General features: G+C 71.6%; 24 protein-coding genes and 1 pseudogene. 9 read left to right on the top strand and 16 right to left on the bottom strand.

Annotated elements, in window-relative coordinates:
- Positions 1–11: 11 nt before the first annotated feature.
- Genes ACEN9J_RS09060 through ACEN9J_RS09030 form a run of 7 tightly spaced genes read right to left on the bottom strand, consistent with a single transcriptional unit; the run spans position 12 to position 7122 of the window.
- Positions 12–950 (bottom strand): alpha/beta fold hydrolase, encoded by a 939-nt coding sequence (locus tag ACEN9J_RS09060; protein ID WP_413763867.1) that lies wholly within the window; start codon positions 948–950, stop codon positions 12–14.
- Positions 947–1816 carry a shikimate dehydrogenase family protein gene (locus ACEN9J_RS09055; protein ID WP_413763866.1) on the bottom strand — a complete coding sequence of 290 codons (870 nt, stop codon included), beginning with the start codon at positions 1814–1816 and terminating at the stop codon, positions 947–949. The genes ACEN9J_RS09060 and ACEN9J_RS09055 overlap by 4 nt, the downstream gene beginning before the upstream one ends.
- The gene (locus tag ACEN9J_RS09050; protein WP_413763865.1) at positions 1803–2645 is read right to left on the bottom strand and encodes a sugar phosphate isomerase/epimerase family protein; all 843 of its coding nucleotides are present in this window, start codon (positions 2643–2645) and stop codon (positions 1803–1805) included. Before ACEN9J_RS09050 ends, ACEN9J_RS09055 begins: the two co-directional genes overlap by 14 nt.
- Complete coding sequence (locus ACEN9J_RS09045; RefSeq protein ID WP_413763864.1) at positions 2645–4051, bottom strand: FAD-dependent oxidoreductase; 1407 nt, start codon at positions 4049–4051, stop codon at positions 2645–2647. Before ACEN9J_RS09045 ends, ACEN9J_RS09050 begins: the two co-directional genes overlap by 1 nt.
- An 8-nt stretch (positions 4052–4059) precedes the next feature.
- Positions 4060–5538: an indoleacetamide hydrolase gene (iaaH, locus tag ACEN9J_RS09040; protein ID WP_413763863.1), complete on the bottom strand. Its 1479-nt coding sequence runs from the start codon at positions 5536–5538 to the stop codon at positions 4060–4062.
- Positions 5539–5562: 24 nt separating this feature from the next.
- Positions 5563–6402, bottom strand: a complete 840-nt coding sequence (locus ACEN9J_RS09035; protein ID WP_296729283.1) for an alpha/beta hydrolase — start codon at positions 6400–6402, stop codon at positions 5563–5565.
- A 39-nt stretch (positions 6403–6441) separates the two neighbouring features.
- Entirely contained in the window at positions 6442–7122 is a 681-nt protein-coding gene (locus tag ACEN9J_RS09030) for an NIPSNAP family protein (protein WP_261211011.1), read from the bottom strand.
- 182 nt (positions 7123–7304) lie between these two features.
- Here ACEN9J_RS09030 and ACEN9J_RS09025 point away from each other — a divergent pair, with 182 nt between their 5' ends.
- From ACEN9J_RS09025 to ACEN9J_RS09015, 3 genes and pseudogenes are all read left to right on the top strand, one after another.
- Complete coding sequence (locus ACEN9J_RS09025; RefSeq protein WP_057596327.1) at positions 7305–8090, top strand: IclR family transcriptional regulator; 786 nt, start codon at positions 7305–7307, stop codon at positions 8088–8090.
- Positions 8091–8107: 17 nt separating this feature from the next.
- Positions 8108–9082, top strand: coding sequence for a Bug family tripartite tricarboxylate transporter substrate binding protein (locus ACEN9J_RS09020; RefSeq protein WP_261211010.1), 975 nt, complete (start codon positions 8108–8110; stop codon positions 9080–9082).
- 59 nt (positions 9083–9141) lie between these two features.
- A pseudogene (locus tag ACEN9J_RS09015) lies at positions 9142–9774 on the top strand (FABP family protein); the annotation flags it as partial.
- Between the two features lie 125 nt (positions 9775–9899).
- Here ACEN9J_RS09015 and ACEN9J_RS09010 read toward each other — a convergent pair.
- The 7 genes from ACEN9J_RS09010 to ACEN9J_RS08980 form a co-directional block, all read right to left on the bottom strand.
- Positions 9900–10316 (bottom strand): GFA family protein, encoded by a 417-nt coding sequence (locus ACEN9J_RS09010; RefSeq protein ID WP_413763862.1) that lies wholly within the window; start codon positions 10314–10316, stop codon positions 9900–9902.
- Positions 10317–10339: 23 nt separating this feature from the next.
- On the bottom strand, positions 10340–10804 hold the full coding sequence (locus ACEN9J_RS09005) for an SRPBCC family protein (RefSeq protein ID WP_413763861.1): 465 nt from the start codon (positions 10802–10804) through the stop codon (positions 10340–10342).
- A gap of 2 nt (positions 10805–10806) precedes the next feature.
- The gene (locus tag ACEN9J_RS09000) at positions 10807–11121 is read right to left on the bottom strand and encodes an ArsR/SmtB family transcription factor (RefSeq protein WP_093342757.1); all 315 of its coding nucleotides are present in this window, start codon (positions 11119–11121) and stop codon (positions 10807–10809) included.
- 91 nt (positions 11122–11212) lie between these two features.
- Positions 11213–12358 carry an aromatic ring-hydroxylating oxygenase subunit alpha gene (locus ACEN9J_RS08995; protein ID WP_413763860.1) on the bottom strand — a complete coding sequence of 382 codons (1146 nt, stop codon included), beginning with the start codon at positions 12356–12358 and terminating at the stop codon, positions 11213–11215.
- A gap of 73 nt (positions 12359–12431) precedes the next feature.
- Positions 12432–13145: a nitroreductase gene (locus tag ACEN9J_RS08990; RefSeq protein WP_261211004.1), complete on the bottom strand. Its 714-nt coding sequence runs from the start codon at positions 13143–13145 to the stop codon at positions 12432–12434.
- 3 nt (positions 13146–13148) lie between these two features.
- A complete protein-coding gene (locus tag ACEN9J_RS08985) occupies positions 13149–13691 on the bottom strand; it encodes a DUF4863 family protein (protein ID WP_413763859.1) in 543 nt (180 codons plus the stop codon).
- Positions 13692–13717: 26 nt separating this feature from the next.
- On the bottom strand, positions 13718–14704 hold the full coding sequence (locus tag ACEN9J_RS08980; RefSeq protein ID WP_209540800.1) for a tripartite tricarboxylate transporter substrate-binding protein: 987 nt from the start codon (positions 14702–14704) through the stop codon (positions 13718–13720).
- Positions 14705–14816: 112 nt separating this feature from the next.
- Here ACEN9J_RS08980 and ACEN9J_RS08975 point away from each other — a divergent pair, with 112 nt between their 5' ends.
- Positions 14817–15794: a LysR substrate-binding domain-containing protein gene (locus tag ACEN9J_RS08975; RefSeq protein WP_413763858.1), complete on the top strand. Its 978-nt coding sequence runs from the start codon at positions 14817–14819 to the stop codon at positions 15792–15794.
- Here ACEN9J_RS08975 and ACEN9J_RS08970 read toward each other — a convergent pair whose 3' ends face one another.
- Complete coding sequence (locus ACEN9J_RS08970; protein WP_296775384.1) at positions 15795–16739, bottom strand: LysR family transcriptional regulator; 945 nt, start codon at positions 16737–16739, stop codon at positions 15795–15797. It lies immediately after the preceding gene.
- A gap of 101 nt (positions 16740–16840) precedes the next feature.
- On the opposite strand from ACEN9J_RS08970, the gene ACEN9J_RS08965 reads away from it, so the two are divergent.
- From ACEN9J_RS08965 to ACEN9J_RS08945, 5 genes are all read left to right on the top strand, one after another.
- On the top strand, positions 16841–18232 hold the full coding sequence (locus tag ACEN9J_RS08965) for an acyclic terpene utilization AtuA family protein (protein ID WP_413763857.1): 1392 nt from the start codon (positions 16841–16843) through the stop codon (positions 18230–18232).
- Positions 18229–18594 (top strand): hypothetical protein, encoded by a 366-nt coding sequence (locus ACEN9J_RS08960; RefSeq protein WP_057596337.1) that lies wholly within the window; start codon positions 18229–18231, stop codon positions 18592–18594. Before ACEN9J_RS08965 ends, ACEN9J_RS08960 begins: the two co-directional genes overlap by 4 nt.
- A 57-nt stretch (positions 18595–18651) precedes the next feature.
- Positions 18652–19617, top strand: a complete 966-nt coding sequence (locus tag ACEN9J_RS08955; protein WP_057596338.1) for a Bug family tripartite tricarboxylate transporter substrate binding protein — start codon at positions 18652–18654, stop codon at positions 19615–19617.
- A gap of 116 nt (positions 19618–19733) precedes the next feature.
- Complete coding sequence (locus ACEN9J_RS08950; RefSeq protein ID WP_413763856.1) at positions 19734–21434, top strand: tannase/feruloyl esterase family alpha/beta hydrolase; 1701 nt, start codon at positions 19734–19736, stop codon at positions 21432–21434.
- Between the two features lie 103 nt (positions 21435–21537).
- The gene (locus ACEN9J_RS08945) at positions 21538–23631 is read left to right on the top strand and encodes an alpha/beta hydrolase domain-containing protein (RefSeq protein WP_413763855.1); all 2094 of its coding nucleotides are present in this window, start codon (positions 21538–21540) and stop codon (positions 23629–23631) included.
- On the opposite strand, the gene ACEN9J_RS08940 is transcribed toward ACEN9J_RS08945, so the two are convergent.
- Entirely contained in the window at positions 23628–24434 is an 807-nt protein-coding gene (locus ACEN9J_RS08940; RefSeq protein WP_413763854.1) for an NAD(P)H-dependent oxidoreductase, read from the bottom strand. The genes ACEN9J_RS08945 and ACEN9J_RS08940 overlap by 4 nt on opposite strands.
- Positions 24435–24491: the final 57 nt, after the last annotated feature.

Genomic DNA, 24491 nt, shown 5'->3' with positions numbered 1-24491 from the left:
CGGGTTCGTGTTCAGGGGATGTGGCTTGGATGCGCGGCACTCGGCGAGGGCCAGTGCGCGCGCAGGAAGGGCAGCAGCTCGGCGAGCACCGCCTCGGGCGCTTCTTCCATCATCAGGTGGCCGCAGTCGATCTCGCCGCCGCTCACGGGCGTGCCTTCGGCGGCCGCGTCGCGCCAGATGTGGACCGGCGTGCGTTCGGCCGGGAAGCGCCCGCGCTCCCATAGCACATGCACCGGGCAGCGCACGCGCTCGCCGGTTGCACGGCCGTGTTCGTCGTGTTCGAGGTCGATCGACGCGGCGGCGCGGTAGTCCTCGATCATCGCGTGGCGCACGCTCTCGCGCGAGAAGGCGCGCAGGTACTCGGCATGGGCCTCGGGCGTCACCGCGTCGAAGCGCCGCACCATGTTGCGCAGCGTCCAGTCGAGGAAGAAGGTCGGGTCGGCCGCGAGCAGGCGCTCGGGCAGGTCGAAGGGCTGGGCCAGCATGAACCAGTGCCAGCTCTTGAGGCCGAAGTCCTTGTTCGCGCGCGCCCACATCTCGACGGTGGGAATCACGGTGATCGAGCCGAAGGCCGCGACGCGTTCCGGATGATCGAGGCACAGCCGGTGCGCCACGCGCGCGCCGCGGTCGTGGCCGATCACCGCGAAGCGCTCGAAGCCCAGCGCGCGCATCAGCGCCGCCTGGTCGGCCGCCACCGCGCGCTTGCTGTGCGCCGCGTGCAGCGGATCGCCGGGCGGGCCGAGGCTGTCGCCGTAGCCGCGCAGGTCGGCCGCCACCACCGTGTAGTGGCGCGCGAGCGCCGGCGCCATGCGGTGCCAGGCCGCATGCGTCTGCGGGTAGCCGTGGAGCAGCAGCAGGGGCGGGCCCGAGCCGCCGATCTCGGCGAAGATCCGCGCCTCGCCCACGTCGACGAGGCGCGGCTCGAAGCCGTCGATGAAGGCGCGCGTCATGCCGCCACCTCCAGCCGCTCGGGCGCCATCGCGAGGATCGCGGGCTCGAAGAAGTCGGCCATCAGCCCGAGCTGCCGCTCCATCATGTGGCGGCCCTCGTGCGCGATGCAGCCGCGCTCGCGTGCCAGTTGCAACAGCGGCGTGACGGCCGGCGCCATGATGACCTCGGCCACCCAGAGGCCGGTGCGCAGCGCGCTGGCGGGCACGGGCAGTGGATCGTCCGCGCGCATGCCGACCGGCGTGGCGTTCACCAGCAGTTCGGCCTCGCCGGGCTCGCGGCCGTTCCAGGTGCTGGCCTCGACGCCATGCAATTGCAACTGCCGTGCGAGTGCTTCGGCTTTCGCCGCGTCGATGTCGCACACGCGCACCGAGCGCGCGCCGGCATCGGCGAGTGCGAAGGCAATGGCCGAGGCCGCGCCGCCCGCGCCCGCGATGCAGGCCGCGCGTCCGCGCGGATCGAAGCCAGCGGCGCGCAGTCCCGCCACGAAGCCGCTGCCATCGAGCAGCTCGCCCTGCCAGCCGCCCTGCGCGGTGCGGCGCACCACGTTGGCGGCGTTGGCACGCTCGGCACCGGGCAGCAGGCCATCGCCGAGCAGGTCCGCCACGCGCTGCTTGTGCGGCACGGTGACGATGAAGCCCGCGAGGTTGCGCAGCGTGAGCAGCGCGGGCAGCAAGGTGGCCACGTCGTCGGCGCGCACATGCATCGGCACCAGCACGGCATTGAGGCCCGCCTGCTGCAGCCGTGCCGTGAGCGGCGCGGGCGCCTTCACCTGCGCGACCGGATCGCCGAGGATGCCGAGCACCGCGGTGCGGCCGTCGAGCTGCAGCACGGGTTGAAGAGAGACCTTCGTGTCAGTGGAGGGCATGGGCGTGTTCCTGCTGCGGTCGTGCGACGGCATCGAGCCAGCGCCTGGCCGTGGTGTACGCCAGTTCGGCGCGCCTTGCCATGCCGAGGTGATGGCGGCGCACGGTCGAGGGTGCCTCGATCGACAGCATGGCATCGGCCGCCACCGCATCGAGCACATCCGCCAGCGGCAGCGCGCCTTCGCCCGGCAGCAGGCGGTGCGGGCGTGCCTCCTCGCCGGGCGACAGGGCCGGATGGCGCCGCGCGGGCGCATCGCTGAACTGCGCCCAGCCGCGCGCGATTCCCGGCGTGCGCGCGATGCGATCGGCCGCCGCGCCGCTGCGAAAGAAATGCAGCGTATCGACCAGCACATGCACGTTCGATCGCCCGGTCTCGCGCACCAGCCGCAGCGCGGCATCGAGCGTGGGCACGGCCGTGTAGACCATGAACTCGAGCCCGAGCGAGATGCCATGCGCGCCCGCGATCTCGCCGAGCGCCGCGAGGTGGGCGGCGGCCCGCGCGTGATCGTCGTCGTCGCCATTCACCACCAGCCAGCGCGCCCCCAGCGACGCCGCCACCGCCAGCATCGGCTCGAAGCGCAGCGCCTCGAAGCCGGCCGACAGCCGCACCACCTCGACGTCGTGCACCGCCACGTCCAGCGCGCTCATCAGCGCGCGCGTCTCGGCCAGCATCGGCGAGCCCTCGTGCATCGGGTGCGGCGCCTCGCCCGGCCGCGCCGGATGCAGGCGCAGGCCGACCGAGCGGAAGCCCGCCTCGCCGGCCGCGCGCACCAGCTCGGGCGGCGTGGCGTCGAGCAGGCTCAGGTGCGCGAGCGACAGCGTGCGGCCCACTACAGCGTCCCCTCGAGCACGGCGCCGTCGGCGATCAGGGTGCGGCGCAGTCGCGCGCGGTCCACGTCGCGCACATCGCCGCTCCAGCCGTCGTCGAGCGCGCACAGCGCCGCCGCGGTGCCGGCGGCCTGGCCCATCGCCATGCAGGTGCCCATCACGCGCACCGAGCTCTGCGCCTCGCGCGTGCTCGAGATGCAGCGCCCCGCCACCAGCAGCCGGCGCTGGCCGCGCGGCACCAGGCACTCGTAGGGGATGTCGTAGGAGCCGCCCTCGGCGATGGTCTCGTGCCGGTGGCCGTCGACCGCGAGGATGTCGAGCTCGTGGCCGCCCTTGGCGATGCCGTCGGCGCGCTTGCGGCCCTGCATGATGTCGGCCTCGTCGAGCACGTGCTCGCCGAGGATGCGCCGCGTCTCGCGCACGCCGATCTTCGGCGCCACCGCGGCCAGCGCCGCCTGCTCGAAGCCCGGCACGCGCCGGCGCAGGAAGGCCAGCCCCTGCGACACCTGCGTCATCAGCTGCGGCAGCGCCTCGCTCAGCGAGGCCGCGCGCGTGCCGTCCACGCCCGCGAGCTGGGTCGAGTTGATGCTGACCTCCTTGCGCGCGGTCGAGGTCGGCACGATCGCGAGCACCGAGGTCGGGTACATCTCGCCGGCATCGATCGCCTCCTTGAGCAGGCCCTGCGTGCCGCGCAGCAGCACCTTGGGCTGGCCCTGAGCGTACAGCGCCTCGGCGCACTGGCGCGCATCCATGCCCAGGCCCGGGTAGTCGCCGAGGCCGAAGTGCGCCGGGTTGTCGCGCACGAAGCGCAGCAGCGGTTCGGTCTCGACGCCGCATACGCGGTAGACCAGGCTCGGCGGCTGCAGCGCGCCGCTGCCGGGCGCGCCTTTCTCGCTCGGTGCGCCCGCGGCCACCGCCACATCGCCGTCGCCCGAGCAGTCGATCACCACGCGCGCCGCGTACCAGGCCTCGCCGCCCTTGTGCATCAGCCGCACGCGGGTTTCATCGCCACCGGTCTCGATGCCGCAGAAGAAGGCCTGCACGCGCAGGTGCACGCCGGCCTCGGCCACGGCCTGCATCACGGCGATCTTCATGAGCTCGGTGTCGAAGCACACCAGGTGCAGCGCGCGGTAGTCGAACACCGGGCCGATGTAGCCGCCCAGCGGCTTGAGCCGGTCGAGCAGCTCGGTGACCACGCCGCCCACGATCCAGTCGCCACGCGTCGAGAGGCAGCCGAGCATCGAGATGCCGCTGATCAGCTCGCCGCCGATCATCGGCGCCGATTCGACCAGCAGGGTGCGCGCGCCGCCGCGCGCGGCCGAGATCGCGGCCGCCACGCCGGCGCTGCCGCCGCCGATCACGATCACGTCGAAGCGGTTCTCGCCGGGGATGTCTTGTCTTTGCGTCATGCCTTCTTTCATTGCTTGGGAGCCGGCAGCGCCGGGAAGATCGTTTCCATGCCCATTGCGATCGCGAGCAGCGCGCGGTCGCTGTTCCACAGGCCGTCGATGGCCAGGCCGATCGGCAGGCCTTCGTCGGACAGCGCGATCGGCACCGTCACGCCCGGCAGCACGGCCGTGCTGGTGGGGCCGGTGTTCGCGATGTAGGCGGCCAGCGTGCTGGTGGTGCGGCCATTGATCGTCACGCTCATCTCGGTGCCGCGGATCGGCAGCGCCGGCGCCAGCGTCACGGGGTAGAGCAGGGCGTCGAGCCGGTTGCTCTCGAACGCGCCGCGCAGCAGCGCCTGCAGCTTCGGCCGCTCGACCTTGAGCGCGGTCTCGTAGGCCTCGCGCGTCGGCGCGCTGGCCGACACGATGCGGTTGCGAAAACCCGCCGCCACGTCGGGGCTCGCGATGTCGGCCACCAGCCGGTCGAGGCTCACGCCGGTCTTGTACTTCGCGAGAAAGGCGGCGATGCCCACGCGCGCCTCGTAGTCGGTGACCGGCGCGACCCTGGCCGCGACCTCGCGCAGCTGCGGGATCTCGATCTCGACGATCTGCGCGCCCGCGCCCTTGAGCTTGTCGAGCGCGGCATCGAAGGCGCGGCGCGTGGCCTCGTCCGCGTTGTCGTAGAAGGCCGCGCGCGCTACGCCCAGGCGCAGGCCCGCGGGCGGCCTGGGCTGCACCTCGCCGCGGCTGCCCGAAAGGATCTCGTCGAGCAGTGCCAGGTCGGCCACGCTGCGCGCCAGCGGGCCGATGGTGTCGCGCGCGGTCGAGACCGGCAGCACGCCTTCGCCCGAATAGCGCCCCGCGGTCGGCCGCAGCCCCACGATGCCGTTGAGCGCGGCCGGGATGCGCACCGAGCCGCCGGTGTCGGTGCCGAGCGCGGCCGGCACGATGCGCGCGCCCACGGCCGCGCCCGAGCCGCCGCTGGAGCCGCCCGCGAAGCGGCTCGGGTCGTAGGCATTGCCCACCGCGCCATAGGCGAAGTTGTTGCCGGTGGCGCCGAAGGCCAGTTCGTGCAGGTTGAGCTTGCCGATCACGATCGCGCCCTCGGCGCGCAGCCGCGCCACGGCCGGCGCGTCCTGCGCCGCCACATAGCCCTGCAGCGCGCGCGTGCCGCCGGTGAAGGGCAGGCCCTTGACGAGGATGTTGTCCTTGATCGCGATCGGCACGCCATGCAGCCGCCCGAGCTTGCGGCCGTGCGCCACGGCGCGGTCGGCCTCGGCGCAGGCGCGGCGCGCGCCGATGCGGTCGATGGTGATGAAGGCATGCAGGTCCTGGTGCAAGTCGGCCGCGCGCAACGAGCGCTCGACCAGTTCGCAGCTGGTGGTGGTGTGCTCGCGGATCGCGGTGGCGGCCTCGAGCAGCGTGGGCATGGGCGCGGGCTGCGCGTGCGCGACGCCGGCCAGCGCCAGGCATGCGATCGCGGCGGCGGGTTGGAGGATGAGCTTCATGGGAGCAAGAGGAGGTGGGATGAATCAGGCATGCGCATCGAGCAGCCGCGCGATCGTGTCGGCGTGGTCGACCATCGCGTCGTGGCCGCCCTGCACCTCGACGAAGGTCCAGGCCGGGTCGTTGCGCAGCCGTGCCTTGTGCGCGTCGAACACCGGCATGGCGGGCGCCGAGGCCGCGATGTAGAGCCGCTTGCGCGCGGCCGCGCCGGGCGCGGCGCGCAGCGAGATCGGCTGCAGGTAGGTGCCGTTCGGGTGGTCGGTCAGGCGCGCGTCGACCCAGGCGATGTCGGCCGGATTGCCGAGACCGAAGGCCTTGGCCGGCAGCTTGGGCCAGCGCGGATTGCCCGCGCGGTGCGCGGCCTGCAGCTCGGCCTTGCCGGTGGCGTCGAGGTAGTCGAGCATGCGTTCGCCGTCGTGCGGTGCGAAGGCATCGAGGTACACCACCGTGTCGATGCGGCGCTCGGCGGCGAGCCGGTCGAGCGCGCCCGTGATCGGGTAGCCGCCATAGCTGTGGCCCACCAGCACCACCTGGCGCAGGTCCTGGCTGCGGATGAAGCCGGTCACGTCGGCGATGTGGGTCTCGAGGTCGATCGCGGTCGAGATCTCGCCGATGCGTTCGCCGACGCCCGCGAGCGTGAGCACGCGCACCTCGTGGCCCCGGGCGCGCAGCAGCGGGGTCAGCCGCTCCCACGACCAGGCGCCATGCCAGGCACCGTGCACCAGCACGAAGGTCTTGCCCGAGGGGCGCGGTGCCGGCGCGGCGCTGCTGCAGCCGGGCAGGGCGGTCGCGGCCGCCGAGGCGACCGTGGCTGCCGCCGCGGCACCGAGCGCGCCGCCGCTTTCGAGGAATCGTCTGCGTTCCATTGGGTTGTCTCCAGGTTCGAAGGTCATGAAAAAAGGGATTCAGCGCAGCGGCGACCAGTCGGCCGGCCGCAGCACCAGTCCGGTGTGCGTGCGTTCGTGCTGCCGCGCGGCGCGGGCCCAGTCGGCCCAGCCGGGCACCGAGTCGGGCCGCGCCTGCAAGGCGGAGAGCGCGGCGAAGTCGTCGAAGGCCCACAGCACCAGCGCCTCGCTGCCGTTGCGCAGCGCGGTCTCGTAGGCGCCGAACAGGCGCGGCGCGCCCGGGCCCTCGATGCGCGCGGCGGCCTCGCCGAGCCGCGCGAGGTAGTCGGGTGCGCCGCCGGCCTCGAGGCCGATGGTCTGCTGCAGCACGACCGGCGCGCGCACGCCCCCGGCCAGCAGCCGCGCGCGGTCGATGCTGTAGTCGGCCGCCAGCAGCACGCGGTCGAAGCCGCCCGTGCGCTCGCCGTAGAAGCGCTCGAGCGGTTCGTGGAACAGGTCGGGCGTGGCGTCGAAGTGGCGCCCGAAGCCCTCCCAGCCGCCCTGCATCTCCCAGAAGGTCACGATCTCGGGCCAGCGGCCCGTGAGGAACACCGGCACCCAGGCCGCCATGCAGCCGTTGCTGGCCGAACCGCGCGCATTGCCCTCGGTGCGCACCAGGCGGCCCAGGGTCTCGAGATAGCGGGTGTGGGCGCCGGGCTGGCGCACGGGGTCGAGGATCTCGTGGAAATAGAGACGCTGCATAAGACGGCGAGGTGTTTCGATGCTTGAACGCGAGGTGGTCTGGAATCGGTGTTTGTTCATGTATATGAACTGTTCCAGAATATAAACACGCAAACCGCGACTGTCAAACACCCGGCGCGTCGATCGGTGGGACGCGGGCCGCGCGCTTCCTAGAATCGGCGCACCTCACAGCACAGGCACCCATGGACGCAGCAGACAGCAAGCCCCCCGAATCGGCCGCCGTGAAGTCGGCGGACCGGGTGCTCGACATCCTCCAGCTCCTCGCGCGCCAGGGCGGGGCGCTGACCCATCACGAGATCGGCATCGCGCTCGGCATCCCCAAGAGCAGCCTCACGCACCTGCTGCGCAACCTGGTGGCGCGCGAGTTCCTCGGCTTCGACGGCGCGCAGAGCACCTATGCGCTGGGCCCGGCCGTGTTCGAGCTGGTGCGCGGCAGCGGCCTGCGCGAACGGCTGATGGCGCAGGCGCGGCCCATCGTCGACTGGCTCGCGCGCACCGCGGGCGAGGCCACCTCGTTCTCGGTGCTGCGCGGCGACGAGGTCGAGCGCGCCTGCGTGGCCGAGTCGCGCGCGCCGCTGTCCTACCGCATGGCGGTGGGCGACAGCTTCCCGCTCTACTCGACCTCGGCCGGCAAGGCGATCCTCGCGGCCATGCCCGCGGCGCGGCGCCAGGCCTATCTCAAGAACGTGCGGCTGCAGGCCCAGACGCCCGCCACCGCCACCACGCTCGCGGTGCTCAAGCGCCAGCTCGAGGAGGTCGGCGAAAGCGGCATCGCCTATTCGCGCGGCGAGCACACGCCGGGCGTGGTGGGCATCGCCATCGCCATCGATTCGGGCGACCCGGCCGCGCCCGCGGCCTTCAACATCGTGGTGCCCGATGTGCGCTACACACCGGAGTTCGATGCGCGCTGCGTCGAGCTGCTGGGGCAGGCGCGCGAGCGCTTCCACGCGGCGTCGCCCGCGCGCTGACGCACGTCGAGATGGTCATGACCCGTCTTCTCCACCGCATCGCCGCGCTGCTGTGCGCCTGCACCCTGTCGCTGGGTACGCAGGCGCAGGACTGGCCCGTGAAGCCCGTGCGCATCGTCGTGCCCGCGCCCGCGGGCAGCTCGCTCGACCTGATCGCGCGCACCCTGGCCGACCGCCTGCGCACCGCGTGGAAGCAGCCGGTGGTGGTCGAGACCAAGGCCGGCGCCGGCGGGCTGATCGGCATGGACGCGGTGGCGAAGGCGCCGCCCGACGGCCATGTGCTGGGCATCGGCTTCAACGGCCCGATCGCCTTCGGCCCCTACATGTACGCGCGCATGCCGTACGCACCGGCGCGCGACCTGCTGCCGATCGTGCTGACCACCTCTCAGCCCAACGTGCTCGCGGTGCAGGCGAGCAACCCGGCGAACACGCTGCCCGAGTTCATCGCCTGGGTGAAGGGGCAGCGCGACCGCTTCAGCTATGCCTCGGTGGGCGCGGGCAGTTCCTCGCACCTCACGATGGAGCTGCTGCGCAGCGTCACGCACATCGAGGCGGTGCACGTGCCCTACGCGGGCTCGCCGCCGGCCGGGCTCTCGCTGGCCTCGGGCGACACGCAGGCGCTGTTCACCGTGGCGCCCGCGCTGCTGCCGCTGATCCAGGGCCAGCGCGTGAAACTGATCGCGATCACCAGCGCGCAGCGCTTCGAGCTCATGAAGGAGCTGCCGACGGTCGCCGAATCGGGCTACCCGGGCTTCGAGTCGCTGGCCTGGAACGGCCTGTTCGCGCCCGCCGGCACGCCGGGCGAGGTGGTGCGCCGCATCAATGCCGACGTCAACGCCGTGCTGCGCGATCCCGCCGTGCGCACGCTGCTCGCCAACCAGGGGCTGGCCGTGGGCGGCGGCTCGCCCGAGGAATTCAGGGCCTTCATCGACAGCGAAGGCCGCAAGTGGGGCGCGATCATCGCCAAGGTCGGCATCCGGCTCGACCAATGATGGCGGCCCCCGATCCGTTTCCCCACCGCATCACGAACAACGAACAAGAGGAGTACCCCATGGCCGAGTTTCCGCAAGACATCTACACCGAACCCGAGCCCGATCCGCACACGCTCGCCAACCTCGGCCCGCTGACCGGCCTGGCCGGCATCTGGATGGGCACCATGGGCCACGACGTGAGCCCGAAGGAGGACGGCCCCGAGGCCGAGGCCTTCATCGAGCATGCCGAGTTCCAGCCGATCGACGCGCAGACCAACGGCCCGCAGATCTTCTACGGCCTGCGCTACCACCTGCGCATCGTGAAGCCCGACGACGTCGAGACCTTCCACGACCAGGTCGGCTACTGGCTCTGGGAGCCGGCCACCGGCGCGCTGGTGCAGACCCTGTCGATCCCGCGCGGCCTCACGGCCATGGCCACCGGCCAGGCCGCGCCCGATGCGCGCAGCTTCCGCCTCGAGGCCGTGCGCGGCGGCGACACCAACGGCATCGTTGCCAACCCCTTCCTCGAGCATGCGTTCAAGACCCTGCGCTACACCATCGACGTGACGCTGCACGACGACGGCAGCTGGTCGTACGAGCAGACCACGCTGCTCGACGTGCGCGGCAAGCCCGAGCCCTTTGCGCACACCGACCGCAACACGCTGCGCAAGATCGGCGAGCCGACGCCGAACCCGACTGCGCAGGCGGCGCTGGCCGAGGCCGCGGGATCGGTGGCTTCGGCGGTCGCTGCTGCCGAAGCAGGGGACACGGTGATTCCGATCCCGCCCGCCGACGACAGCGTGAAGCCCGCGGTGCCGGGCGTGCCCGACGCGCTGGCCTAAGCCGTCGGCATCCGCTCGAAGGCCTGCAGCGCGGGATCGAGCGCATCCCATGCCAGCCCGCGCACGCGGTAGGTGAGCACCTGCGGCGCGAAGCGTTCGGGCTCGTCGAGACTGCCCGCATGCACCGCGATCAGCTCGGGCATGCCCGAGAAGCGCACGAACAGAGGCGTGCCGCAGACCGGGCAGAAGGCATGGCTTTTCCGCTGGCCGCTGTCGGCCGCGATCTCCCATTCGCTGGCCGCGCCGGTGATCGCCATCTCGGCGCGCGCCGGAAAGGTCAGGTACGAACCGTGCCCGGTGCCGCTGCGCCGCCGGCAGTCGCTGCACTGGCAATGGTTCTGGAAGATCGGCGCATGCGGCGTGCTGTAGCGGATCGCGCCGCAGGCGCAACCGCCGGTGTAGGGCTGGGTCATGACGTTTCTCCGGGTGCGCGGCCTCAGGCCGCCTTGGGCTTCGCGAAGACGTCGATGCCCTCGCCGGTCTCGAGCAGCGACTTGAGGCTCGACAGCACGATCGGCCAGCCCTGCTGGATGCCCTTGGCCATGCTGCTGCCGGCCGTGAGTTCGTCGTGCGTGACGGTAAGCCGCACCATGTCCTCGTACGGCACGATGTCGAAGGTCACGCGGCTGTAGGCCTCGGGGTCGGCCGCCTGCGAGGCGCCGGCCCAGGTGATGACCAGCCGCGTCGGCGGCGCGATCTCGACCACCTGGCCCACCAGCTCGACCGGGCGCTCGTCGCTGGCGCGCACGTGCTGCCACGGCGAGCCGGGCTTCCAGTCGGAGACGTTCTCGTGGCCCCAGTAGCGCCGCGCGATCTCGGGCCGGGTGATGGCCTCGAACACCTTCGCGGGCGTCGAGCGGATGTAGGTCACGTAGACATAGCTGATCTTCTCTGGCTTCATCGTCACTCTCCTTCGAGTTCCTTCTTGAGGTCGTGCAGCAGCGTGAGCCGCTGATGTTCGAACTTGCGCACCCAACGCTCGTAGACCTCGTGCAGCGGCACCGGGTTGATGAAGTGCAGCTTCTCGCGGCCGCGCCAGACCGTGGTCACCAGGTTGGCCGCCTCGAGCAGCCCGAGGTGCTGCGTGACCGATTGCCGCGCCATGTCCAGGTGCTCGCAGAGTTCGCCGAGCGTCTGCCCGTTGTGGTCGTGCAGCAGATCGAGCAGCTTCCTGCGGGTCGGGTCGCCCAGTGCCTTGAAAACCTTGTCAGCGTCCATGCGTCGTTGTTCGTGCGTGAGCGGATGATATGCAGGCAAATACCTGCATGTCAAGCCGGCCCGTGCCGCGACGGATGGCCGAGGGGTTGCTTCAGGAGAGCGCCGCTTCCACGTCCGCGTGGAACTTCGCCGAGCAGCACTCGGTCGCGCCGAGGTACAGCGAGGCCTGTGCGCCGCTCGCGAGCGTGGACTGCACCGACACGCCGAGCGCGAAGTCCTCGGCCAGCGCGCCCCAGTACGAGTCGAGGTTGCGGCGCCAGTGCCCTTGCGCCTTCTCGTTCGCGGGCGGCTCGGGGATCAGCATGGTCGCGATCACGCGCGAGCGCTCGGGGGCCTCGGGCAGCACGGTGAAGGCGTTCGCATGGTCGCCCTCGTGCAGGATGAAGGTGGCCGGAAAGAAGTAGTAGATGACGTTCGAATGCGGCCCGAGCTGCCACTGGTCCTCGGGCAACTCGCGCAGCCGCTCGATGCCGCGCTTGGGCAGGAAGAGGCGCTGGTGCGCGCCCTCGTGGTCGGCGATCAGCAAGTTGTCGTGGAACAGGCCCGCGATGCTGTCGCGGTGCGCGTACTGGAAGTGGTAGGTCTCGAGGTTGGCCTCGAACGGGATCTTCCAATTGGCGGCGTTCGCGAACTCGCGCTGGTCGAACGGCACCCAGCGGTCGTAGCCCCAGTGGCGCAGGTCGGCGCCGAAGCGGCCGAGCCAGCCTTCCATGTCGATACGCGCATCGTCCTCGCCATCGGCCACGCGCGGAATCGCCCAGACGAAACCCAGCGCCTCGGCCACCGGCACGCGCGCGAGCTGGCAGTCGGCAGCCGGCGCATGCGGAAAATCGGCCTCGCCGGGCCGTCCGCGCAGGCTGCCGTCGAGCCCGTAGGTCCAGCTGTGGTACGGGCACACGAACACGCGCTGGTTCGACGCGCCGGCCGGCCGCAGCCGCGCGCCGCGATGGCGGCAGGCATTGACGAAGCCGCGCAGCTCGCCCTCGCGCGTGCGCACCAGCAACAGCGGCATGCCGGCCGCGTCGATGGCCAGCGTGTCGCCGGGCCGCGCGCGCGCGGCCGCGGGGCCCAGCGCCAGCGGATGGCGGCGGAAGATGCGCTCGACCTCGCGCGCATGGCGCTCGGGGTCGAGGTAGCGCGACACCGGACTCAGCGAGGGTTCGCCGCGCTCGGTGCCGCCGCTGGCGATCAATGCCAGCGCGCGCCGGATCAGCGCCTTCTGTTCGTCATGCTGCATGCGCCTGTGCCATCGATGCGGCCTCCACGGGTGGGGGCTTCATTGTGGCCAGCGGTGGGCAGTTCGGCTTGTCTCAACTGGTCGAGGCCTCGTCGAATCCCTCGAAGCGCGCGAAGTCCTCGACCGTTCGCCGCGGCATCGCCATCCGGTTGACCTCGGCCGACGGCTCGCCCCAGCCCATCGACATGCCGCAGGCCGTGACCTCCTCGGGTGGCATGCCCAGCCGCGCCGCGATCAACGCATGGAAGGGCGCGAACGACACCTGCGGGCAGGTGTCGATGCCGCGCGCCTTGGCCGCGATCATCACGTTCTGCACGAACAGGCCGAGATCGAGCCAGCTGTGGCGCGCGAGCCGCGCATCGATGCCGAAGATCAGCCCGACCGGCGCGCCGAAGAAGCCGTAGTTGCGCCGCGTCTGCCGCGCGCGGGCCGCGGCGTCCGCGCGGTCGATGCCCAGCGCGCCGTAATAGCACGCCGCGAAGGCCGACTGGTGCTCGCAGAAGGGGCCGGGCAGCGGATCGGGAAAGTGCGAAGGCGCCTCGAAATCGCCCGCCACGAAGGCCGCGTCGAGCGCATCGCCGAGCGCCTTCAGCGGCGCGCCGGCGAGCACGTGCACGCGCCAGGGCTGGGTGTTCGAATTGCTCGGCGCCGTGGCCGCCACCTGCAGGATCTCGCGCACCAGCGCCTGCGGCAGCGGCCGCGGCGCATAGGCGCGCACCGAGCGGCGCGCGCGCAGCACCGCGTCGACATGGCGTGCGCTGTCGGTGGGAGCGTCGGCCCGCTGCATCGCTCAGTCCCGCGGGGCCGGGTGGTAGGCGATGCGCCCCGCCGGCAGGAAGAACAGCGCGATCACCGCGCCGCCGCGCGCCTCGGGATAGTGATGGCTGCCCGGCGCGGGCGCGGTCCAGCCGGCTTCGCACCAGCCGTTGGGCCCGTTGAGCGCGGCGCCTTCGTCGAGCGGCACCACCATGTTGAACTCGCCATAGGGATGGGCGTGGTACTGGCCGCGGTAGGCGTGGCCCGGGTTGCCCTGCGTGTTGCCGGTGCTGTCCATGTAGACGGCCGTGATGCTGAAGCCCAGCGTGCGCTCCGAGGGCTCGGCGATGCGGCTGCGGCGGTAGATGGGCCCGTCGAGCTCGACGTTGGCGGCCCAGCCGTCGCGCACGCCTTGCCTCACCAGCCGCGCGAGCGACTGGTAGAGCGCGCTGTCGGGGCCATGGGTGCGGTTGAGCCACTGCTCGACCTCGGTGCCCGTGGTCATGTCCTTGATCTCCTCGAGGAAGGGAAGGCTTCGCTCGATCAGTTCCTCGCGGTCGGTGTGTGTCGTGCTCATGTCTTTGCTCGTGGGGGTTGGAGGGTTCATTCGTCCGAGCGGAAGCCCGAGGCCCGCACCACGGGCCCCCAGGCTTCGCGCTCGCGCCGGATCTGGCGCGCGTAGTCGTCGGGTGCCTGCGTGTGCACCTCGAGGCCGACCTGGTCGAAGGCAGCGCGCAGGCCGGGGTCCTTGCTGGCCACGACCATCGCCTCGTGCAGCGCGCGCACGCCGGCCTCGGGCGTGCCTGGCGGCGCGAACACGCCGTAGTTCTCGGCGCCGCGGATCTGCGCGAAGCCCTGCTCGGCGAAGGTGGGCACGGCCGGCATGAAGCGCGAGCGCTGCTCGCCGCTCACGGCGAGGATGCGAAGCTTGCCCGACTGCAGATAGGGCAGGAAGTCGGCCACGAAGCCGAGGTAGGCCGGGATCTGGCCGCCCAGCAGGTCCTGCATCGCCGGTGCCGAGCCGCGGTAGCCCACGTGCTGCAGCTTCAGTCCGCCGGCTTCCGACAGCTGCCAGCCGAGGAAGTGCGCCACCGACCCCGCGGCCGGCGAGGCGTAGCTGGCGCCCGTGGGCGTGGCGCGCACCCACGCCACGTAGTCCTGCAGTGTCTTCACCGAGGCCGGCACCGCTGCGCTCACCGCCAGCGCGCAGGTCGCGATCACCAGCGGCGAGACCGGCACGAAGTCGGTGGCCGGGTCGTAGGCCAGCTTGCTGTAGACATGCGGGTAGATCGTGAGCGCCGAGGCCTGCGTGCACAGCAGCACGCTCGCGTCGGGCTTCTCGCGCTTGAGCTGGCCGCTCGCGATGCGCCCGGCCGCGCCCGCGCGGTTGTCGACGAGGTAGTACCGGCCCTGCTTGCGCCAGGCCTCGGCGAGTTGCCGCGCCGTGGTGTCGAGCGTGCCGCCGGCCGGGTAGCCGACCAGCAGCTTGCCCGGGCTGCCCTGCGACTGCGCGAAGGCGCGCGGCAGCCAGCCGGCGGCCGGAAGAGCGAGCGCGGCCTGCGTGAAGCGGCGGCGTGTGAGTGCGTTCATGGCGGGCCTCGTGGTGTGAAGTGGCCGAATGATCGGCCGGCCCCGAATTGAATGGAACTGGCGCTTTTGCAAGCGCAGAATGCACGGCATTCAACTCACGAAGAAGCGCGCCATGAGCATCGGACGCATGGACCTCAACCTGCTGAAGGTCTTCGACGCGGTCTTCGAGGATCGCAACCTGATGCTGGCCGGCCGCCGGCTCAATCTCAGCCAGTCGGCCGTGAGCCATGCGCTCACGCGGCTGCGCGAACTGGTGGGCGACGAGCTGTTCGTGCGCACCGGCAAGGGCATGCAGCCCACCGGCCGCGCGAGCGCGATGGCGCCCGCGCTGCGCGACGCGCTGCGCCGCATCGAGGCCACGCTCGGCGTCGAGCCTTTCGATCCCGCGCTGTCGTCGCGCCGCTTCACGATCGCGGCCAACGACCACATCACTGCGGTCATCGTCGCCGGCCTCACGCGCGCGCTGCAGCAGGCCGCGCCCGGTGTCGACCTGGTGATCCGCCCCTCGACCCGGCTCGACCTCGCCGAGCAGATCGACCTGGGCCGCATCGACCTTGCCATCGGCACCTTCTCGCAGGTGCCGGCGCGGCTCAATGCGCGCACGCTGCTGTCGCAGGGCGAGGTGATCCTGATGCGCAAGGGCCATCCGGCGGCCAGGCGCAAGCTCGCGGTGCGCGACCTCGCGAAGTACGCGCTGGTCACCACCTCGCTCGGCGGGCAGGAGGAGGGCGCCGTCGACGGCTTCATCCTCGAGCGCGGCCTCGCGCGCCAGTCCGAGATGTTCGACCGCTCCGCGCTCGCCGAGGCCCTGGCCGCGATCGGCCAGGTGCCGCGCCTGCGCGTGACCGTGCCGCATTCGCTGGCCATTCCCGCCCTGCTGCGCGAGAGCGACATGCTGTCGATCGTGCCGGCCTCGCTCGGCGCCTATCTCGCGCGCGCCGGCGAACTGCTGCAGCGCCAGCCGCCGTACCGCGCCGCCACCGTGGTCACGCGCGCGGTCTGGCACGGGCGCAACGACCACGACGCCGCGCATGCCTGGCTGCGCGAGATGGTGGCCGCGTCGGCCAGGGCGGCCGGCGGCGAGGGCTGATCAGAAGTCGTCGAGCTTGAGCTTGCCCAGCCGCGCCACGATCAGGTCGTGCAGCGTCTGCGCCGCCACCGACAGGCTCCCCTCGCTGCGCTGCACCAGGTAGACCGTGCGCGTGAGCGCGGGCAGCGGCAGCGGCCGCGTCACCAGCGTCTCGCGCCGGAAGTGGAACAGCGTGAGCGCCGGCACCACGCTGATGCCGAGCCCGGCCTCGACCAGCCCCATCACCGTGGCCAGGTGCTCGACCTCGAACACCGCGTTGAGCCGCAGCGGATGCAGCGCCACGTCGAGCGCCTGCCGCACGCTGCTGTTGCGCGCCATCTGGATGAAGGGCCAGGGCGCGAGCTTCTTCGCCGTGAGCCGGGTTTCGCGCGCGAGCGGATGGTCGGTGCGGCACACCAGGTGGAAGCGGTCGGCGCACAGCCGCTGGCCGCGCAGGTCGCTGTAGGCCGCCTCGCCCGCGCCCGAGGCCGCGAGCGCGAAGTCGGCCTGGCCGCTGCGCACCAGCGCGATGCAGGCGTCGGACAGCGCATCGTCGAGGTCGACGCGGATGCCGGGCCAGGCCTGCATGAACTCGGCGAACACGCTCGGCAGCCAGCCTGCCGCCAGCGAGGGCAGGGCGGCCACGCGCACCCGGCCCTTGCGGCGCTCCACGTGGTCGGCCAGGTCGGCCATGGCGCCGCCCATGTCGTCGAGCAGCCGGCGCGCCGAGCCCTCGAACAGCCGGCCCTCGGGCGTGAGCTGCACGCTGCGCGTGTCGCGGTCGAACAGCCGCGTGCCCACCGCGTCCTCGAGCGTTCGGATCAGCGCGCTGAAGGCCGGCTGCGACAGGTGGCTGGCCTGCGCCGCGCGCGTGAAGCTGCGCAGCTCGGCCAGCGCGAGGAAGGCGCGCAGCTGGCGGGTCGAGAGATCGGGTGTCTTGCGCGCGGCGGTGCTGCTGGTGCTCATCGCTTGTTTCCGGGGCTCGGTCGTTGTTATTCGAAATACAGATCAATCGATCCGAACTTTCGATTTTACGGATCGGGGGCGGGTGCCTACAGTCGCCGGCCATGGATTCCCCCGCATCGCCGCCCCTCCTGATCGGATGCGCCGCCGGTTTCTCCGGCGACCGCACCGACGCCGCCGGACCGGTGGTCGACACCCTGATCGCGCGCCTGCGCCACGGCCCCGCCGGGCAGCGCGCCTTCCTGATCTTCGAGACGCTGGCCGAGCGCACGCTCGCGCTGGCCCAGCTGCGCCGCCGTGCCGACCCCGAGGCCGGCTACGAACCGCTGCTCGACGCCATGCTGCGCCCGGTGCTCGCGCGCTGCCTCGACAACGGCATCCGCATCGTCAGCAACTTCGGCGCCGCCAACCCGCGCGCCGCCGCGCGTCACATCGCGCGCATGGCCCGCGAGCTCGGCGCGCCGGTGCCGCGCATCGCGGTGGTGGAGGGCGACGACCTCTCGGGCCCGGCCCACCGCGCGCTGCTGCGCGAGGCGCTCGGCGTCGCGATGGACGGGCTGCGGGTGGTCAGCGCCAACGCCTACATCGGCGCCGAGCCGATCGCCGCCGCGCTCGACGCGGGTGCGCAGGTGGTGGTGTGCGGCCGCGTGGCCGATCCCTCGCTGACTGTCGGCCCCGTGCTGTCGCACTTCGGCTGGCGCGCCGACGACTGGCACCGGCTCGGCCGCGCGACCATGGCGGGGCACCTGCTCGAATGCGGCGCGCAGGTCTGCGGCGGCTATTTCGCCGACCCCGGCTACAAGGACGTGCCGGGCCTCGCGGCCGTGGGCTTTCCCATTGCCGAGATCGATGCCGACGGCCACTGCACCATCGGCAAGGCCGACGGCACCGGCGGCCTCGTGAGCGAGGCCACGGTGAAGGAACAGCTGCTCTACGAGGTGCACGACCCCGCCGCGTACCTCACGCCCGACGTGGTGGCCGACATCGCCGAGGCCGAGGTGCATGCGCTGCCCGGGCCCGATCGCGTGGCGCTCTCGGGCGTGCGCGGCCATGCGCGGCCCGCGCACTACAAGGTCAACGTCTGCCACGAGGGCGGCTGGCTCGCCGAGGGCGAGATCTCCTATGCCGGTCCGCGTGCCGAGGCACGGGCGCGGCTCGCGGCGCAGGTGCTGCGCGAACGGCTCGAGGGGCTCGCGCTGCGCGTGGACCTGATCGGCGCGCTGAGCATCTTCGGCGACGACGCCGGCCAGGCGCTCGCGGCCACGCCCGACAGCGGATTGCGCGACGTGCGGCTGCGCGTGGCCGCCACCCATGCCGAGCGCGCGCAGGCCGAGCGGCTGGCGCGCGAGGTCACGGCGCTCTACACCTGCGGGCCCGCGGGCGGCGGCGGCGTGCGCACCGCGCTCACGCCGCGGCTCAACACCATCTCGTGCCTGCTGCCGCGCGAGGCGGTGCCGGTGCGCTTCGAGCTGCTCGACGAAGGAGAAAGCGCATGAGCACCGAACACCCGTACCTCGACGTCCCCCTCTACCGCGCCGCCCACGGCCGCACCGGCGACAAGGGCGATCGCTCGAACATCAGCGTCATCGCCTGGCATCCCGCGCTCTATCCCGTGCTCGCCGAGCAGCTCACGCCCGAGCGCGTGGCCGAGCAGTTCCGCCATCGCGCGCCTTCGCAGGTGCAGCGCTTCCTGCTGCCGAAGCTGCACGCCATGAACTTCGTGCTCGACGCCGTGCTCGACGGCGGCGTCAACGATGCGCTCAACCTCGACACCCACGGCAAGGCGCTCTCGTTCCTGCTGCTCGACATGCCCGTGCGCGTGCCGAGCGAGCTTGCGCGCCACCTGGCCGGCCCCTGAGCGCCGAAGCAACCCTTCACCGAATTTCCAACCATCGACCCCGGAGACAACAAGACCATGAACCGACGTTCCCTCACCCTGCTCGGCGCCGCGCTGGCCCTGGCCCCGCTGCTGGGCCAGGCGCAGTCCTTCCCCGAGAAGCCGATCACCTTCGTCGTGCCCTTCGCGGCCGGCACCGCCACCGACCAGATCGCGCGCGCCCTCGGCAACGTCATCACGGCGGAGACCAAGCAGGCCGTCGTCATCGACAACCGCGCCGGCGCCAGCGGCTTCATCGCCTCGCAGTTCGTTGCCAAGGCGCCGGCCGACGGCTACACCGTGCTCATCACCACCAACACCACGCACGCGGCCAACGAGCATCTCTACAAGAAGCTGCCCTACGACCCGGTGAAGGACTTCGCGCCGCTCGCCGGCCTGGGCAAGGGCGGCCAGATCATGGTGGTGAACCCGGCCTCGAACGTGAAGAGCGTGGCCGACTTCATCGCGCTCGCGAAGAAGGAGCCGGGCAAGCTGAGCTTCGGCAGCGGCAGTTCGTCGAGCCGCATGGCCGGCGAGCTGCTGCAGCAGATGGCCGACATCAAGCTGCTGCACGTGCCCTACAAGAGCAACACCCTGGCCGTGACCGACCTGCTCGGCGGCCAGATCGACATGATGATCACCGACACCGCCACCGGCCTGCCGCAGGTCAAGGGCGGCAAGCTGCGCGCGCTCGGCATGTCGAGCGCCAGTCGCTCGCCGCTCGCGCCCGACGTGCCCACCATCGCCGAGGCCGGCGTCAAGGGTTACGAGATGGGTTACTGGTTCGCCGCCTACGCGCCCGCGAAGACCCCGCCGGCCGTGGTCAAGCGCCTCAACGAACTGCTGGTGAAGGCCGCGAAGAGCGACAGCGCGAAGACCGCCTTCTACGAGCCGAGCGGCACCGAAGTCTTCACCACCTCGCCCGAGGAACTCGCGAAGTTCCAGGCCGGCGAATCGCAGAAGTGGGGCCGCATCGTGAAGGCGGCCGGCATCGAGGCGGAATAAGCCCGGGCCTCCGGGCCGGGTCGGGACCGATCCGCGCCCGCTTTCTACCGGAGGCATGCGGCCGCATGGAAGGCGGCCGCGGCTCCGCGCATTCATAGAACGACAAGGAGACAGACATGACTTGGATTCCCGTATCGCGACGCGGGCGGATCGCGCACGCCACCACGCGGCTGGCCGCCGCTGCCATCGGCGCCTGCGCGCTCGCCGCCTGTGGCGGTGGGGGTGGCGGTACTTCGCTGCCGCTGCTGCCGCCGTCCGCACCGGCACCGGCTCCCGCGCCGGCCACCCCGCCAGCACCACCCCCGGCCGCCGCCGCGCCGCTGGCCTGCGAGCTCGCGAGCTTCGCCACGCTCAAGCTCGACCGTGCCTCGGTCGATGCCGTGCAGGCCGTGCCCGCCGGCGACTTCACACCGCCGGGCTCGCGCACCGCGCTCACCGGCATGCCCGACTTCTGCCGCATCCAGGGCACCACGAACTCGGTGGCCGATTCCTCGGTGCACTTCGAGTTGTGGGTGCCGACGGCCGCCGGCTGGAACGGCAAGCTGGTCGTGACCGGCAACGGCGGCTATTCGCCGAGCCTCAACTACGGCGACATGCGCAACGCGCTGCTGCGCGGCTTCGCCACCATGGGCGGCGACACCGGCCACAGCGGCGAGGACATGCTGTTCGTCATCGGCCATCCGCAGAAGATCGTCGACTGGGGGACCAGCTCGGTGCACGACATCACCATGGCCGGCAAGGCCGTACTCGCGGCGCTGCAGGCCAAGGCCGCCACGCGCAGCTACTACTACGGCTGCTCCACCGGCGGCCACCAGGGCTATGCCGAGGTGCAGCGCTACCCCGGCGACTTCGACGGCGTCATCGCCGGCGCGCCCGGCGGCAACCGCACCTCGCTCAACGCCGAGTTCCTCAACCGCTTCCTGGCCAACCACGCGCCCGGCGACAACACCACGCCGATCCTCACCAGCGCCAAGATCCGCCTCGTGACGCAGAAGGCCGTGGCCGCCTGCGATGCGATCGACGGCGTCACCGACGGCGTGATCGCCGATCCGCGCGAGTGCACCGGCGCCAGGTTCGACGTCGCGAGCCTGCTGTGCACCGCGGGCGACGGCCCCGACTGCCTGACCGCGCCGCAGGTGGCGGCCGTGCAGCGCATCTACGCGGGCGCCGTGAACCCGCGCACCAAGGCCACCATCTACCCGGGCCCGGCCGTCGGCTCCGAATCGGGCTGGGCCAGCTACTGGGGCACCACCGAACCCACGCGCGCCGACTTCTGGCGCTACTGGGTGTTCGACAACCCCGGCTGGGACTGGTGGAGCTTCGACTTCGACCGCCACATGACCTATGCGCTGGCCAAGGTCGGCCCGGCGGTCGACCAGGTCAACCCCGACATCTCGGCCTTCAAGGCGCGCGGCGGCAAGCTCATCGCCTACCAGGGCTGGAGCGATCCGGTGGTGAGCCCGCACGACACCATCGCCTACTACGAGAAGGTCAACACGCTGCAGGGCTCGCGCGCCGAGACCGACGGCTTCTTCCGCCTCTTCATGGCGCCCGGCATGGGCCACTGCTCGGGCGGCACCGGTACCACCAGCTTCGGCAACCAGGGCGGGCCCGTGCCCGACCCGAGCGCGCGCAACGATCTGCTGGCCGCGCTCGACGACTGGGTCGAGAAGGGCAAGGCGCCCGACGTCATCGTCGCCAGCCGCATCGCGGGGGGCGCCGTCACGCAGACGCGGCCGCTGTGCCCGCATCCGAAGCGCGCCGTCTACAAGGGCACGGGCAGCACCGACGCGGCCGAGAACTTCGCCTGCCAGTGACCCCGCGCGAGGCGCGCGGCCGCGCCGCCGCCTCGCGAACCCTGCCGCCGCGGAGATCGGCACCGCGTCAACCGGTCATCAACAACCACACCTGGAGACAGACATGAATCGATGGAGCCTCGCGGCTGCCAGCGCGGTCACGGCCGCGCTTTTCCTGACCGCCTGCGGCGGCAGCGGTGGAGGCGGCGGCGGCCTGCTGCTGCCCCCGCCCGCCAGCAACCCGCCCGCGCCACCGCCGTCCGCGGCCAGCGCGCCCAAATACACGCTCTCGATCGCCAGGACCGAGGACGTGCCCGGCAGCTTCGGCAGCGCCGGCGCCTACGAGAAGATCACCGGCACCTTCACCGGCGAGGTCGACCCGAAGGACACGCACAACGCCATCATCCAGGACCTCGCGCTCGCGCCGACCAATGCCAACGGCAAGGTCGAGTACAAGTCCGAGTTCGTGCTCTTCAAGCCCAAGGACATGAGCAAGGCCAGTGGCGTGCTGCGCTACGACGCGCCCAACCGCGGCAACATCGTCAACCTCGATCCCTACTTCGCATCGCGCGGCTACGTGTTCCTCACCGCCGCCTGGCAGGGCGACGTGCCCGCCGCGGCCGGCAAGGTCACGCTGACCGTGCCCGTGGCGAAAAACCCCGATGGCAGCACCATCACCGGCCCCTACCGCGCCGAGCTGCTGCCCACCGTGGCCACCGGCGATTCGCTGCCGCTGCCCGGCGGCCCGTTCAATGCCGCGATGCAGGCCTATGCCACCGCCAGCCTCGACAACACGAAGCCGGGCTACGTGCTCACGCGCCGCATCAACGAGGAAGACGCGCGCCAGCTCATCCCCGCCAGCGAATGGAAGTTCGCCAAGTGCGCAGCCGGCAACCCCTTCCCGGGCACGCCCGACGAGACCAGCGTGTGCCTCAAGGCCGGCTGGGACCCGGCCTATATGTACGAGCTGGTCTACGTCGCCAAGGACCCCAAGGTGATGGGCCTGGGCCTCGCGGCGCTGCGCGACATGATCGCCTTCTTCCACCACGAGGCCAGCGATGCCGCCGGCACCGCCAACCCCGTGGCCAGCGCCATTCGCAACACCATTGCATCGGGCGTGTCGCAGTGCGGCAACTTCATGAAGACCTTCGTGCACCTCGGCTTCAACGAGGACCGCGCGGGCCGCAAGGTGTTCGACGGCGTGTTCGCGCAGATCGCCGCGCGCCAGACCAACATCAACACCCGCTTCGCCATTCCGGGCGGCGGCGGTGGCGTGCGCAGCGACCACACCGCCTTCGGCCAGGCCGGCACGCGCGGCCTGTCGAAGGACTACGTCGACGACGTGGCCCAGCGCCGCGGCGGCATCCTGTCGCGCTGCGAAGCCACCGGCACCTGCCCCAAGCTCTTTATCGGCTTCAGCGGCACCGAGTTCTACGTGCTGCAGGGCTCGCCGCTGCTGACCGACGCCTGGGGCACCACCGACCTCGCGCAACCCGCCAATGCGCGCGTGTACTACTACGCCAGCAGCCATCACCTGCTGGGCCTGCCCTCGATGCCCGGCAGCGCGGCCGGCGCGCTCTACGCCACCAACGGCAATGCCGGCGTGATCCCCGTGGTGCGCGCGCTCTACCAGAACCTCGAGGACTGGGTCGTGAAGGGCACCAACCCGCCCGACAGCCAGGTGCCCAGGCTCGCCGACAGCACCCTGGTGCGGCCGCAGCAGGTGAAGTTCCCGGCCATTCCGGGCGTGGGCTACACCGGCCTGGTCAACACCTTCTCGCTGCTCGACTGGGGCCCGAGCTACCGTCCGCAGGACGAGAGCGGCATCCCCACCCAGGTGCCGCCGGCCTACCTGGGCCGCGACTACGCCATCCTCGTGCCGCAGGTCGATGCCGACGGCAACGACATCGCCGGCATCCGCAGCCTCGACGTGACCGTGCCCCTGGGCACCAACACCGGCTGGAACTACACCAGCAAGCCCGCCACCATCGACCAGGCCGGCCTGTTCGGCGCGTACTTCCCGTTCGCCAAGACCACCGCTGCGCGCACCGGCAGCGGCGATCCGCGCCTGTCGCTGCAGGAGCGCTACACCAACCAGGCGGGCTACGTGTCGGCCGTGACCGCCGCCGCCAACGACCTCGTGGCCCGGCGCTTCATGCTGCGCGTGGATGCCGACGCCGCGATCGCCGCCGCGGCCGCCACGCCGGTGCTGCCCTAAGCCTCGGCAATCGCCTGGGCTTCGGCCGGTACCTGGTGCACCCCGAAGCCCGAGCGGCCCGGCGCAATGTCGGGCCGCAAGGTGAGGGCCGGGATCTCGTAGTCGCCATGGTTCTGGCGGCGAAACGGGATCGGCGCCGTGCTGAACAGCGTGTCCATCCTCGCCCCCAGTTCCTGCTCGATGCGTGCGTAGGCCGCCGCATCGACCTTGCCCGTGCGGTGCACCACGTAGGGCGGCAGCACCTCGAAGCCCGGGTAGTAGAGGATCCCGTGATGGATCGGGAACAGCAGGTCGTCCATCGGCCCGTTGATGCCGCGCGGCGCGTAGTGCGAGGCCCAGCCGCCCGTGGTGGTGACCACCATCGCGCGTTTGCCCGTCATCGAGCCTTCGCCGAAGCGGTCGCCCCAGTGGCTGTCGGAATGCTCGCCCACTCCGTAGGCGAAGCCATAGGCATAGATGCGCTCGATCCAGCCCTTGAGGATCGCCGGCATCGAATACCACCAGAGCGGAAACTGCAGGATCACCGCGTCGGCCCACAGCAGCTTCTGCTGCTCGGCCTCGATGTCGGCCGCCTGCGTGCCGGTTTCGAAGGCGCGCAGCGAATCGAGCGCGGGGTCGAAGGGGGCGGCCGCGTCGCGCGCCGGAAAGTCCGCCGCTTCGAGCGTGGGCTTCCAGCGCATGGCATAGAGATCGGAGGTGCGCACCGAATGACCCTGCGCCTCGAGCCGATCGCGCATGAAGCGATGCAGCGAGCCGTTGAGCGAGGCAGGTTCGGGATGCGCGAGCACGAGGAGTACGTTCATGGATTCACCTGAGGTCGTGAGGAAAGAAGAGGAGCGATGACCGCAGCTTAGGCAGCG

Origin of the sequence: Variovorax sp. Varisp41 (assembly GCF_047325085.1) — a bacterium.
Classification (GTDB): domain Bacteria; phylum Pseudomonadota; class Gammaproteobacteria; order Burkholderiales; family Burkholderiaceae_C; genus Variovorax.
The sequence above is the reverse complement of the archived record's forward strand: the minus strand, read 5'-3'. Positions and strand labels throughout refer to the sequence as shown.

Bases quoted from the DNA above. Each gene is read 5' to 3' on its own strand.
- ACEN9J_RS09060 (WP_413763867.1), bottom strand. From the start codon at position 950: ATGACGCGCGCCTTCATCGACGGCTTCGAGCCGCGCCTCGTCGACGTG.
- ACEN9J_RS09055 (WP_413763866.1), bottom strand. From the start codon at position 1,816: ATGCCCTCCACTGACACGAAGGTCTCTCTTCAACCCGTGCTGCAGCTC.
- ACEN9J_RS09045 (WP_413763864.1), bottom strand. From the start codon at position 4,051: ATGACGCAAAGACAAGACATCCCCGGCGAGAACCGCTTCGACGTGATC.
- iaaH (WP_413763863.1), bottom strand. From the start codon at position 5,538: ATGAAGCTCATCCTCCAACCCGCCGCCGCGATCGCATGCCTGGCGCTG.
- ACEN9J_RS09035 (WP_296729283.1), bottom strand. From the start codon at position 6,402: ATGGAACGCAGACGATTCCTCGAAAGCGGCGGCGCGCTCGGTGCCGCG.
- ACEN9J_RS09030 (WP_261211011.1), bottom strand. From the start codon at position 7,122: ATGCAGCGTCTCTATTTCCACGAGATCCTCGACCCCGTGCGCCAGCCC.
- ACEN9J_RS09025 (WP_057596327.1), top strand. From the start codon at position 7,305: ATGGACGCAGCAGACAGCAAGCCCCCCGAATCGGCCGCCGTGAAGTCG.
- ACEN9J_RS09020 (WP_261211010.1), top strand. From the start codon at position 8,108: ATGACCCGTCTTCTCCACCGCATCGCCGCGCTGCTGTGCGCCTGCACC.
- ACEN9J_RS09010 (WP_413763862.1), bottom strand. From the start codon at position 10,316: ATGACCCAGCCCTACACCGGCGGTTGCGCCTGCGGCGCGATCCGCTAC.
- ACEN9J_RS09005 (WP_413763861.1), bottom strand. From the start codon at position 10,804: ATGAAGCCAGAGAAGATCAGCTATGTCTACGTGACCTACATCCGCTCG.
- ACEN9J_RS09000 (WP_093342757.1), bottom strand. From the start codon at position 11,121: ATGGACGCTGACAAGGTTTTCAAGGCACTGGGCGACCCGACCCGCAGG.
- ACEN9J_RS08995 (WP_413763860.1), bottom strand. From the start codon at position 12,358: ATGCAGCATGACGAACAGAAGGCGCTGATCCGGCGCGCGCTGGCATTG.
- ACEN9J_RS08990 (WP_261211004.1), bottom strand. From the start codon at position 13,145: ATGCAGCGGGCCGACGCTCCCACCGACAGCGCACGCCATGTCGACGCG.
- ACEN9J_RS08985 (WP_413763859.1), bottom strand. From the start codon at position 13,691: ATGAGCACGACACACACCGACCGCGAGGAACTGATCGAGCGAAGCCTT.
- ACEN9J_RS08980 (WP_209540800.1), bottom strand. From the start codon at position 14,704: ATGAACGCACTCACACGCCGCCGCTTCACGCAGGCCGCGCTCGCTCTT.
- ACEN9J_RS08975 (WP_413763858.1), top strand. From the start codon at position 14,817: ATGAGCATCGGACGCATGGACCTCAACCTGCTGAAGGTCTTCGACGCG.
- ACEN9J_RS08970 (WP_296775384.1), bottom strand. From the start codon at position 16,739: ATGAGCACCAGCAGCACCGCCGCGCGCAAGACACCCGATCTCTCGACC.
- ACEN9J_RS08965 (WP_413763857.1), top strand. From the start codon at position 16,841: ATGGATTCCCCCGCATCGCCGCCCCTCCTGATCGGATGCGCCGCCGGT.
- ACEN9J_RS08960 (WP_057596337.1), top strand. From the start codon at position 18,229: ATGAGCACCGAACACCCGTACCTCGACGTCCCCCTCTACCGCGCCGCC.
- ACEN9J_RS08955 (WP_057596338.1), top strand. From the start codon at position 18,652: ATGAACCGACGTTCCCTCACCCTGCTCGGCGCCGCGCTGGCCCTGGCC.
- ACEN9J_RS08950 (WP_413763856.1), top strand. From the start codon at position 19,734: ATGACTTGGATTCCCGTATCGCGACGCGGGCGGATCGCGCACGCCACC.
- ACEN9J_RS08945 (WP_413763855.1), top strand. From the start codon at position 21,538: ATGAATCGATGGAGCCTCGCGGCTGCCAGCGCGGTCACGGCCGCGCTT.
- ACEN9J_RS08940 (WP_413763854.1), bottom strand. From the start codon at position 24,434: ATGAACGTACTCCTCGTGCTCGCGCATCCCGAACCTGCCTCGCTCAAC.